An 11,810-nucleotide genomic window follows, 5' to 3' on the forward strand; every position below is an offset into this window, starting at 1 on the left:
TGCCAGTCTTATGCGTATTGCGGGTTAGTTTTTTCAGTGTCGATATCGAATTTAGCAATTGCTTCAACAACTACAGATTTCTCGATGTCACCACGTTTAGCCAGTTCAGTTAGAGCTGCAACTACGATGTAGCCAGCGTTAACTTCGAAGTGACGACGTAGGTTTGCACGGCTGTCAGAGCGGCCGAAACCATCTGTACCAAGTACTTTGTAAGACTCAGTTGGCATGTACGCACGTACTTGCTCAGCGTAGTTCTTCATGTAGTCAGTCACTGCGATTGCAGGTTCTTTACCAAGAACAGTCGTGATGTACGGTACTTTCTCTTCAGCTTCTGGGTGAAGCATGTTGTCACGCTCTACCGCTTGGCCGTCACGAGTTAGTTCGTTGAACGACGTTACAGAGAATACGTCAGATGCTACGCCGTACTCTTCGCTTAGAATTTCAGCCGCTTTACGCGCTTCGTTCATGATAGTACCAGAGCTCATTAGTTGAACTTTGCCCTTAGCACCAGCGTGAGATTCAAGCTTGTAGATACCTTTACGGATGCCTTCTTCAGCGCCTTCTGGCATTGCTGGCATTGCGTAGTTCTCGTTCATTACTGTTAGGTAGTAGTAAACGTTCTCTTGCTCAGGACCGTACATGCGACGGATACCGTCTTGCATGATTACCGCTAGCTCGTAAGCGAACGTTGGGTCGTAAGAGATACAGTTCGGGATAGTGTTCGCTTGGATGTGCGAGTGACCATCTTCGTGCTGTAGACCTTCACCGTTCAGTGTTGTACGACCTGCAGTAGCACCTAGTAGGAAGCCACGAGCTTGTTGGTCGCCTGCTAGCCATGCCATGTCACCAATACGTTGGAAACCGAACATTGAGTAGTAGATGTAGAACGGGATCATCGGTAGATCGTTTGTGCTGTATGAAGTTGCAGCAGCAACCCATGAAGCCATAGAACCTAGTTCGTTGATACCTTCTTGAAGAACTTGACCAGACGTTGCTTCTTTGTAGTAAGAAACGATGCCTTTATCTTCAGGTGTGTATTCTTGACCGTGTGGGTTGTAGATACCAACCTGACGGAATAGACCTTCCATACCAAATGTACGAGCTTCATCACAGATGATAGGAACGATGTTCTTACCAATGTTCTTATCTTTAAGAAGGATGTTTAGCGTACGTACATAAGCCATAGTTGTAGAGATATCACGCTTCTGTTCACCTAGTAGAGGTGCGAATGCGTCTAGCTCAGGAACCTTGAACTCTTGAGTAAACTTAGGAAGACGTGCAGGTGTGTAACCGTGTAGAGCGTTACGACGAGCGTGCATGTATTCGTACTCAGGCGTACCTTCTTCCAGTTTCAGGTAAGGAAGTTCAGCGATCTTCTCATCTGAAAGGATATCTTCTAGGCCTAGGCGATCACGTAGGTGTTGAACATGAGTCATGTCCATTTTCTTAACACCGTGTGCAATGTTCTTACCTTCAGCTGCATCACCCATGCCGTAACCTTTAACAGTCTTCGCTAGGATTACAGTTGGCTTACCGTTTGTCTCTTTAGCATTGTTGAATGCAGCGAACAGTTTAGAAGAATCGTGACCACCACGCTTAAGAGCGAAGATTTCGTCATCAGTCATGTCTGCAACTAGTGCAGCTGTTTCTGGGTACTTACCAAAGAAGTGCTCACGTACGTATGCGCCATCTTTAGATTTGAATGTTTGGTAGTCACCATCGATAGTTTCGTTCATTAGTTGAAGAAGCTTACCAGTAGTGTCTTTAGCTAGTAGAGAATCCCAGTTGCTACCCCAGATAACTTTAACAACGTTCCAACCTGCACCTTTGAATAGGCCTTCAAGTTCTTGGATGATGCTACCGTTACCCATTACAGGGCCGTCTAGACGCTGTAGGTTACAGTTGATTAGGAAACATAGGTTGTCTAGCTTCTCACGCGCAGCGAAAGAGATAGCACCACGTGATTCTGGCTCATCCATCTCACCGTCACCTAGGAACGCGTATACGCGTTGCGATGAAGTTTCTTTCAGGCCACGGCCGTCAAGGTACTTAAGGAAGCGCGCTTGGTAGATAGCAGAGATAGGGCCAAGACCCATAGATACTGTCGGGAACTGCCAGAACTCAGGCATCAGTTTCGGGTGCGGGTAAGAAGGGATACCTTTACCATCAACTTCTTGACGGAAGTTATCTAGCTGTTCTTCAGTTAGACGACCTTCAACGAATGCACGAGAGTAGATACCTGGAGAGATGTGACCTTGGTAGTAAACTAGATCGCCACCGTCTGTCTCGTTTGGAGCACGGAAGAAGTGGTTGAAACATACTTCGTAGAACGCTGCTGCTGACTGGTAAGAAGCCATGTGACCACCAAGGTCTAGGTCTTTCTTAGAAGCACGCAATACGATCATGATTGCGTTCCAGCGAATAATCGAACGAATACGACGCTCAAGAGTTACGTCACCAGGGTAAGCTGGCTCTTGTGCTGCTGGAATTGTGTTGATGTAGTTTGTGTTGATGCCTGTAGCCATATCAACACCATCTAAACGCGCTTTATCTAGAACTTGTTCTAGTAAAAACTGTGCACGTTCTACACCTTCTTCACGTACTACTGACTCAAGAGCTTCTAACCAATCTTGAGTTTCCAGAGCATCAACGTCATGCTTCATGTCAGACATGGCGATCTATCCTTTTTGTTAGTTGGATTCTACTAAACACGTAAATAGCCGAAGTATTACGGCTATTTACCCTGTTGAATTCGACGTAAAGAACGTTCGCGGCGCGACTCTTCTTTGGTCAAATCCATCAATGTTTCTTCGATGTAAGCTAAATGAGAGTGTGACATTTCACGTGCCTGTTCTGGCTGTCCTGAAACGATCGCATCCACAATGTTAGCTCGATGTATACTCACTTTCTCCACAACGTCTTTACGACGATGCAACAGCTTTAAATTTTCTAAGACGTTTTGTTCGAGTAACGGAGCCAAACTACGAACAATGTGCAATAACACCACATTGTGCGCTGCCTCTGTTAAAGCAATAAGAAAAGCCATCACCGCTGCAGATTCGGCTTCAATATCAACCTTATCTTGCGCACCGCGAATTTTTTCTTGGCATGCTTGAATTCGAGCAAAGTCTTCATCAGTTCCACGCAATGCCGCGAAGTAAGCCGAAATCCCTTCCATCGCATGACGCGATTCCAACAAGTCTAGTTGGGTTTCAGAATGGGACGACAACAAATTAAGCAAAGGATCTGAAAAGCTTTTCCAGATATTTTCGCTAACAAACGTACCTCCACCTTGACGGCGAGTAAGCAAGCGTTTTGCTTCTAAACGTTGTATCGCTTCTCGGATTGAAGGACGAGACACATCGAACTGTTTCGCCAGTTCGCGCTCAGGCGGCAGCTGCTGCCCTGGAGCCAGTGTTCCTTCCACTATCAACCTTTCTAACTCTTGTTCGATAACATCGGAGAGTTTTGGCTGACGAATCCTTTGATAAGCCATAGTTTGTTGTTCTTCTTTTTCTTCGCTGACAATTGGTAATACCAATTTTAAGTTGGGCAGAAATTAACATAATTAAAACGCCACTGTCCAGCCTAAAATTGACCTGCATCATAGAATACAGCGTGAATTAACCATGATTTAACAAATGAAATTTAAAACAGCAACCAAATTGGTCTTACCATTTACAGGGGTAATACTTTTGGGGAGTGTTCGTGCTAGAAAGTTTCAGGATAAAAATGAATTGTTTCAGAAAGATTAGCGTCACTTGTTTAAAAACCGAACCAAGCGCACATTTAGGGTGGAAATTCTGTTCATAAATTTTAATAAATGAGTGTTTGATAAGTTCGTCACACTCTCAATTTATTGATGTGCTTCTCTCCACCACTTTCTTTACATCGCAACAACAAAAATTCACAAGTCATTATGCCAGGCGTTGACTATTCAACGCCCACCAGCGGTAAGGCCATCGTCAAAAACGGAGGCTTAAACTTTGAGATTTTTTTTAAACTTCTGCCAATCGAACACCAAGCCAGGGTCAGTTTTACGCAGAGGCGCTATGTATTGATGGCCAGTGATACGTTCGCTGGTGATTTGAGGGAACGTAGATACGATCGTTGCTGTTAGTTGGCTAAGCGCTTGATACTGCTGCTCGCTATAAGCCACAAAGTCACTGCCTTCCAGTTCAATACCAATCGAATAGTCATTACACCTTTCACGCCCTGCAAAACTCGACTGGCCAGCATGCCAAGCTCGGTCGAAGAAAGAAACGAATTGCACCACTTCCCCATCTCGACGAATCAAACAGTGCGCTGATACGCCCATTTGGTGAATCACCTGAAAAAACGGGTGTTCAGCGGGGTTCAATTTCCCAGTAAAAAATTGTTCAATATACGGGCCTCCAAACTCACCGGGAGGCAAACTAATATTGTGAACCACCAGCAGAGAGATATCATCAACACTAGGCCTTACATCAAAATACGGGGAAGGAACATGCCGAGCGTTGTCGTACCATCCGTTAGAGCTGATCGTCATCTTGGTCTCACTTTCGTTTCTGCTAGCACAATAAGATGTGACCTTGCCCATAGAGCAGTCGCGCTAGCCTCTTTAATTTGAAGTTAAGCAAGAGTATCATTCCATTCCCACTCCCTTTCAAGATTAGATTTGCGATGAAAAACACACATAACAGCCACCAACGCCTTGACTACTTAAAAGAGCAACTGCCTCTAGAGATCACTCGCTCAGTGGCTGAGACCATCAAAGAAGATCTAGGCGGAACGTTAGATCCAGCGGCTGATATTACGGCAAGTCTAATCCCAGCAGACGCAATCAACAGCGCTACCATCATTACCCGTGAGCACGGTGTGTTCTGTGGTAAAGCTTGGGCTGATGAAGTGTTTAAGCAATTGGGCGGTGAGGTAACTATCGAGTGGAACGTAGAAGATGGCGACAAGGTTGAACCAAACCAAACGCTTTGCACGCTAACTGGCCCAGCACGCGCGCTATTAACGGGTGAGCGTAACGCAATGAACTTCATTCAAACGCTATCTGGCTGTGCGACTGCTACTGCTATCTACGCAGACAAAATCAAACACACTGAATGCCGCCTGTTGGATACTCGTAAAACGATTCCTGGCCTACGCAGCGCACTGAAATACGCAGTGGCTTGTGGTGGCGGTTTCAACCACCGTATTGGTGTGTTCGATGCTTACCTAATCAAAGAAAACCACATCATCGCTTGTGGTGGCATTGAGAAGGCTATCTCTACTGCAAAAGAGCTGAACCCAGGTAAACCAGTAGAAGTTGAAACCGAAAGCCTAGAAGAGCTAGAGCAAGCGATCAGCGCTGGCGCAGACATCATCATGCTAGACAACTTCACCACAGACATGATGCGTGAAGCGGTGAAAATCAACGCTGGCCGCGCAGCATTAGAGAACTCAGGCAATGTAACATTAGACACGATTGCAGAGTTCGCTGAAACGGGTGTTGATTACATCTCTGTTGGTGCACTCACTAAGCACTTAAAAGCGATGGATTTATCAATGAGATTTAAAGCTTAATCTATTGAAATATAAATAACTTATTCATAAAGGCACGGTTAACTACCGTGCCTTTTTTATTACCTAAATTATCAGTATTTCAATCACTTATTTAAGTTGGTCGCATAATTTTGCGCGCCATATGAAACACCACACTAATAAACACGAAACCACTCGCGGCCAAACCTGAACACCATTCCACTTCTACATTTCGACTTCTATTCTTTCCATCAACCAGTGCTTGCGCTGAAACAAACTAAACAATGGAATAGAACAATGAATAACAAAAGTAAAAGAACAAATCAGAAAGGTTTTACGTTAATTGAGCTATTAATAGTTGTTGCCATCATTGGTGTATTGGCATCAATTGCAATACCAGCATACAAAGAGCAAGCGATTAAGGCTGACGCAGCTTCTGGGGTCGCTACACTCAGATCTCTCTTAACCAATACCGATTTACATATCCAAAACACTGGTAGCTTCCCCGCTGCAACTGCAAATCTAAGCGATATCGGCGCTAATGCTAATATGAGTTCATTAGGTGCACTTTCAATTGATGCTGTAAGTGGAGCTAATGGAACACTAGTATTCACCTACGGAAGCAAATCATCATTGAACTCTGCTACAGCTAAATTCGTAAGGGCAAGTGATGGATGGAAATGTACTATTTCTAATATTCCATCCACTGTAAGTATTACTGCAAGTGATGTGAAGGGTTGCAACTAAACTAGTGCTAACCAACCTCCCCACGGTTCTACGTCAGGCTAATCTACTTAGTCTGACTCAAGAACAAGCTGTTGCGGAACATGTACAAGCTTCAGGTGTTTCGACGCCTGAAGCTTTGCTCGTTCTTGATTTCTTCAGCGGTGATTCCTTAGCAAACAATATAAAAACCATCTTCGGCTTACCGTTGGTACGAGTTGCTAATACAGATTATGAAGTATTATGTGAACAACTAGGGCTTCGCGAACTGATCACCAAGTATCGCGCTATTCCAATTTCAGTTTCTAGCTCAACTCTCACACTTGCCTCAGCCGACCCAACCGACTTACAAGCTGAAGACGACTTTCGATTCGCGACAGGATTACAGATTGAATTGGTTGTCGCTAATTACTCTGAATTAGAAGGCGCAATACGAAAGCTGTATGGCCGTTCTATTTCCGGACAAGACTCCAAGCGTAAAGAGATCACTCAAGATGAGCTCGCTAACCTTGTTGAGATATCTGATGACGAGATAACTTCGATTGAAGACCTCAGCCAAGATGACTCCCCTGTCAGTCGCTTTATCAATCAGATTCTAGTCGATGCAGTACGTAAAGGCGCATCGGATATCCACTTCGAACCTTATGAAGAAAACTACCGCGTACGTCTACGTTGCGATGGCATCCTTGTCGAAATTCAACAGCCCGCTTCTCACTTAAGTCGTCGTCTATCGGCGCGCTTGAAGATTCTCGCCAAACTTGATATCGCCGAACGTCGTTTGCCTCAAGATGGTCGTATTAAACTGCGTCTAAATGACGACTTGGCGATTGATATGCGTGTATCAACGCTGCCAACTCTCTGGGGGGAAAAGATCGTTCTTCGACTGCTTGATAGCAGCGCGGCCAATCTAGATATCGATAAGTTAGGTTATAGCGAAGATCAAAAAGCACTCTACCTCGATGCCCTGAAACGCCCACAAGGTATGATCTTAATGACAGGACCTACCGGCAGCGGAAAAACCGTCTCCCTTTATACTGGCCTTCGAGTGCTTAACACTACGGAACGCAACATCTCAACAGCTGAAGACCCAGTGGAAATTAACCTGTGTGGTATCAACCAGGTACAAGTAACACCTAAGATCGGCTTTGGGTTTGCTGAAGCACTGCGATCATTCTTACGACAAGATCCCGATGTTGTAATGGTGGGAGAGATCCGCGACTTGGAAACCGCAGAGATCGCGATCAAAGCCTCGCAAACTGGTCATTTAGTGCTTTCGACACTGCACACTAACTCCGCCGCAGAAACCGTCACTCGACTCGCTCATATGGGGATAGAACCCTTTAACCTCGCTTCATCATTGAGTTTGATTATCGCCCAGCGACTGGCAAGACGGTTGTGCAACCATTGTAAAGAAAGTGACGACTCGCCAGACATATTCCTGCGTCACTCCATTCCTAACAGCCAAACCATCTACAAAGCCAATCCTCACGGCTGCAATGAGTGTAACCAAGGTTATTCGGGTCGAGTGGGTATCTATGAAGTGATGCCGTTTAGCGATCAACTGAAAAGCAGCCTAATCGACAAACCTAACGCGTTAGCCATTGAAAACTTGGCTCGTCGAGAAGGCATGAGAACTCTGCAAGAGTCAGGGTTAGATAAATTGCTTGAAGGCACCACCAGCTATCAAGAGCTGCAACGTGTTCTGTACATATAAACCCATGGAGCACCAATGAGTAGCAAATCCAAACAATCACAACTAAAAAGCTATCACTGGAAAGGCATTAACAGCTCAGGCAAGAAAGTGTCTGGGCAAACCTTAGCGCTCACTGAATTGGAAGTACGAGAAAAGCTCAAAGAGCAGCATATTCAGATTAAGAAAATCAAAAAGAAAAGTATTTCAGCCGTGACTCGTTTAACTCATAGAGTCAAAGCCAAAGACATCACTATTTTAACTCGCCAACTGGCTACCATGTTAGCGACTGGTGTGCCGATCGTGCAAGCCATCAAGTTGGTGTCAGACAATCACCGCAAAGCTGAAATGAAATCAATTTTATCGCACATCTGCAAAGGTGTAGAAGCCGGAACTCCGATCTCAAAAGCGATGCGAACCGCAAGCCGTCACTTTGATGATCTCTACACCGACTTAGTCGCGACGGGCGAACTTTCCGGTAATCTAGCGCAAGTATTCGAACGCTTGGCAACTTATCGAGAAAAGAGTGAACAGTTAAAGTCTAAGGTTATAAAAGCACTGATCTACCCAGCGATGGTGGTCATTGTTGCACTAACTGTCTCCTACCTAATGCTAACCATGGTAATTCCTGAATTTGAATCAATGTTTTTTGGTTTCGGAGCAGACTTACCTTGGTTCACCCAGCAAGTGCTTTATCTTTCCCATTGGATGCAGGCTTATAGTTTCTATAGTGCCATCGGTATTGGTTTATTAATTCTGTCTTTTCAGCAGCTGCGTCAGCGATCCTACTCGATTCGACTTTCAACCAGTCGCCTTGGCTTACGCTTTCCTATCTTGGGTGCTGTCATCACCAAGGCATCGATTGCAAAGTTCAGCCGAACACTTTCAACCAGTTTCAGTTCTGGGATTCCCATCTTAACCAGCCTTAAAACAACAGCCAAAACCGCAGGCAACCTGCATTATGAGTCGGCCATCATCGAGGTTCACCGAGAAACTGCTGCTGGCATGCCAATGTATATCGCAATGCGCAATACCAACGCCTTCCCTGAAATGGTGTTACAGATGGTGATGATCGGTGAAGAGTCAGGAAACCTTGATGATATGCTCAATAAAGTAGCCTCGATTTACGAGTTTGAAGTCGACAACACCGTCGACAATTTGGGCAAGATTCTAGAGCCACTGATCATCGTGTTTTTAGGCACTGTCGTTGGCGGGCTTGTGGTTGCGATGTACTTACCGATCTTTAATCTTATGAGTGTGTTAGGATAGTTAAAGCAACTAACCCCCCATGAGCAGCAATCTCTGCTCACCTTGATTAAGTGGTAAAGGACACTATGGAAGTATTTCACTACTATCCTTGGCTATTCCCCGTATTAGCTTTCATTTTTAGCCTTCTTATCGGCAGCTTCCTCAACGTAGTCATACACCGTTTACCGATTATGATGGAACGCGAATGGCAACAAGAGTGCTCGGAATATTTCTCTCAATATAAAATTCCAGCGCCAGAGGGAAAGTTCAATCTCAGCATTCCTCGTTCAACCTGCCCGAAATGCAAAACCCAATTAAGAATCGTCGACAATATCCCAGTGTTAAGCTGGTTGCTCTTAAAGGGTAAGTGCCACAGCTGCGCTAATCCAATCAGTGCTCGCTACCCTTTGGTCGAACTGCTTACAGCAATACTTTGCACAATGGTTGCTAGCCACTTTGGTTTCAGTTACTACGCCATTGCTTTGATTCTTTTCACCTTCGCACTGATTACCGCGACCTTTATCGATCTCGATACCATGTTGTTGCCTGATCAAATCACCTTGCCTTTGGTATGGTCCGGTATCGCATTAGCACTGTTTAATATCGGCCCAGTATCGCTGCAAGATTCCGTGGTTGGCGCAATGGCTGGTTACCTCGCTTTATGGTCTGTTTATTGGTTGTTCAAACTGCTAACAGGTAAAGAAGGCATGGGTTACGGTGACTTCAAACTCCTGGCTGCGCTTGGTGCATGGCTTGGTTGGCAACACCTACCGATGATCATCCTTTTATCTTCGCTGGTAGGCCTTGTGTTTGGTTTAATTCAACTTCGCCTGAAACAGCAAGGCATCGATAAAGCCTTTCCATTTGGCCCTTACCTTGCAATTGCGGGTTGGGTAAGCTTGATGTGGGGTAACGACATCATGGGTTGGTATTTCACTTCTGTACTAGGAATTTAACCATGGCAATCATTATCGGATTAAGCGGTGGTATCGCCAGTGGCAAAACTACGGTCGCTAACCTGTTCAATGAGCATTTTAATATAGATATTGTTGATGCTGATATCGTGGCACGTGAAGTGGTTGCGCTGGGCAGTGTCGGCTTAAAACAGATTACAGAACACTTTGGTGAGTCTATCTTGCTTGACGATGGAACACTCAACCGAAGTAGGCTGCGTGAGCTGATCTTCTCAGATCCTAAAGAAAAGCAGTGGCTCAATGATCTTCTTCATCCCATGATCCGTGACAAAATTGACAGTGACCTGTCTAAAATCACATCCCCGTATGGTTTATTAGTTGCACCGCTATTGGTGGAAAACCAAATGCAAGGCATGGCCGATCGCGTATTAATTGTTGATGTGCCAGCAGAAGTTCAAATAGAACGTACGATGAGTCGTGACAATGTTTCTAGGGAACAAGTTGCATCAATTTTAAAATCACAGGCTTCAAGAGAACAACGCTTAGCAGTTGCAGATGACGTGATTAAAAACCATACTAAAAACCAAGAACTTTTGCCTCAAATCACAGATTTACATCAAAAGTATCTGGCAATCAGTGCTGTAGATGGGTCAGAATAGAACAATGTTGAATGAAGGTTTGCTCGATGATCACCCATAAATTTGAACATCCTCTAAATGAGAAAACACGCATCTACTTAAGAGTCGAATCACTCTTGAGGCAGCTACACTTGTCTTCTACATTTTCCGATGCTCAACAGTATCAACTCTTTTTCCGTTCCATCTTTGATCTGATTGAAATCTTCGAACAGATCCAACTCAAGAGCGAACTGGCAAAAGATATTGAGAAGCAACGTGTAACCTACAAAAGTTGGTTGGATGTTGAAGGTGTCGATCAAGAGATGCTGACATCACTGCTTAATGACATTGGTAACATCTATCGTGATCTGATGCAGGCAGAGCGTTTTGGCCAGTCACTTAAGGAAGACCGCTTCCTGAGTGCCATTCGCCAACGCTTTAATCTTCCAGGTGGCTCATGCTGCTTTGATTTACCGGCACTGCATTATTGGCTGCACCTTCCTCTCGATAAGAGAATGAGAGATGCTAAAGCGTGGATGGATAGCTTACAACCTCTGTATGAAGCGCTAACACTGTGGTTGAAGCTCACCAGAGAGACTGGTCACTTTAAAGAGCAAATCGCTCGCGCTGGCTTCTTCCAGAGCGATGCCGATGAAGCGAATATCCTTCGTCTATCTATTCCAATGCAATACGGTGCCTACCCGATGATCTCAGGTCACAAGAACCGCTTTGCTGTTAAGTTCATGAGCTTTGAAACTGGGCAAGCCTGTACTCAAGACATCGAATTTGAATTGGCAATCTGCACCTAATTAATTTCCTTTTATAGTTTGGCTTGAGTCCTCACTCGAGCCTAAACTCACTATTATTACACCTTCAAATTAAGAATCACTATGTCGAAGAAAATCACCATCGTTAAATGCCCTCAATGTAATGCTGACGTTGAATGGGGCGAACAAAGCCCGCACCGCCCGTTTTGCAGCAAGCAATGTCAGATGATTGATTTCGGTGAATGGGCAGACGAAGAGAACAGCATCGCTGGCGCACCAGATATGTCAGATAGCGATGGTTGGTCGGAAGATCCGCACTAAGCGAGTAGCGAGTAGCGAG

11 protein-coding genes are annotated in these 11,810 nt (G+C 44.9%); 8 read left to right on the plus strand and 3 right to left on the minus strand.

Annotation, left to right across the window (positions count from 1 at the left end):
• Positions 1 to 8: 8 nt before the first annotated feature.
• From aceE to ampD, 3 genes are all read right to left on the minus strand, one after another.
• On the minus strand, positions 9 to 2,672 hold the full coding sequence (aceE, locus tag AB4486_RS05095; RefSeq protein ID WP_372116617.1) for a pyruvate dehydrogenase (acetyl-transferring), homodimeric type: 2,664 nt from the start codon (positions 2,670 to 2,672) through the stop codon (positions 9 to 11).
• Positions 2,673 to 2,734: 62 nt separating this feature from the next.
• A complete protein-coding gene (gene pdhR, locus AB4486_RS05100) occupies positions 2,735 to 3,496 on the minus strand; it encodes a pyruvate dehydrogenase complex transcriptional repressor PdhR (RefSeq protein ID WP_065584924.1) in 762 nt (253 codons plus the stop codon).
• A gap of 483 nt (positions 3,497 to 3,979) precedes the next feature.
• Positions 3,980 to 4,579 (minus strand): 1,6-anhydro-N-acetylmuramyl-L-alanine amidase AmpD, encoded by a 600-nt coding sequence (gene ampD, locus AB4486_RS05105; protein WP_372116619.1) that lies wholly within the window; start codon positions 4,577 to 4,579, stop codon positions 3,980 to 3,982.
• 83 nt (positions 4,580 to 4,662) lie between these two features.
• Here ampD and nadC point away from each other — a divergent pair, with 83 nt between their 5' ends.
• The 8 genes from nadC (at position 4,663) to yacG (ending at position 11,791) form a co-directional block, all read left to right on the plus strand.
• On the plus strand, positions 4,663 to 5,553 hold the full coding sequence (nadC, locus tag AB4486_RS05110; protein WP_017063242.1) for a carboxylating nicotinate-nucleotide diphosphorylase: 891 nt from the start codon (positions 4,663 to 4,665) through the stop codon (positions 5,551 to 5,553).
• 255 nt (positions 5,554 to 5,808) lie between these two features.
• Positions 5,809 to 6,258, plus strand: coding sequence for a prepilin-type N-terminal cleavage/methylation domain-containing protein (locus AB4486_RS05115; protein ID WP_102572177.1), 450 nt, complete (start codon positions 5,809 to 5,811; stop codon positions 6,256 to 6,258).
• Positions 6,259 to 6,262: 4 nt separating this feature from the next.
• A complete protein-coding gene (pilB, locus tag AB4486_RS05120) occupies positions 6,263 to 7,948 on the plus strand; it encodes a type IV-A pilus assembly ATPase PilB (protein ID WP_372116622.1) in 1,686 nt (561 codons plus the stop codon).
• A gap of 15 nt (positions 7,949 to 7,963) precedes the next feature.
• A complete protein-coding gene (locus AB4486_RS05125; RefSeq protein ID WP_372116624.1) occupies positions 7,964 to 9,193 on the plus strand; it encodes a type II secretion system F family protein in 1,230 nt (409 codons plus the stop codon).
• A 65-nt stretch (positions 9,194 to 9,258) separates the two neighbouring features.
• A complete protein-coding gene (locus tag AB4486_RS05130; RefSeq protein ID WP_017065897.1) occupies positions 9,259 to 10,128 on the plus strand; it encodes an A24 family peptidase in 870 nt (289 codons plus the stop codon).
• A 2-nt stretch (positions 10,129 to 10,130) separates the two neighbouring features.
• The gene (gene coaE, locus AB4486_RS05135) at positions 10,131 to 10,745 is read left to right on the plus strand and encodes a dephospho-CoA kinase (RefSeq protein WP_017058946.1); all 615 of its coding nucleotides are present in this window, start codon (positions 10,131 to 10,133) and stop codon (positions 10,743 to 10,745) included.
• A gap of 26 nt (positions 10,746 to 10,771) precedes the next feature.
• Entirely contained in the window at positions 10,772 to 11,512 is a 741-nt protein-coding gene (gene zapD / locus AB4486_RS05140) for a cell division protein ZapD (protein ID WP_017063237.1), read from the plus strand.
• 81 nt (positions 11,513 to 11,593) lie between these two features.
• Complete coding sequence (yacG, locus tag AB4486_RS05145) at positions 11,594 to 11,791, plus strand: DNA gyrase inhibitor YacG (protein ID WP_004735515.1); 198 nt, start codon at positions 11,594 to 11,596, stop codon at positions 11,789 to 11,791.
• The last annotated feature ends 19 nt before the right edge of the window (positions 11,792 to 11,810 follow it).

The organism is Vibrio sp. 10N.222.55.C6, from assembly GCF_041473395.1.
Lineage (GTDB): Bacteria > Pseudomonadota > Gammaproteobacteria > Enterobacterales > Vibrionaceae > Vibrio > Vibrio crassostreae_C.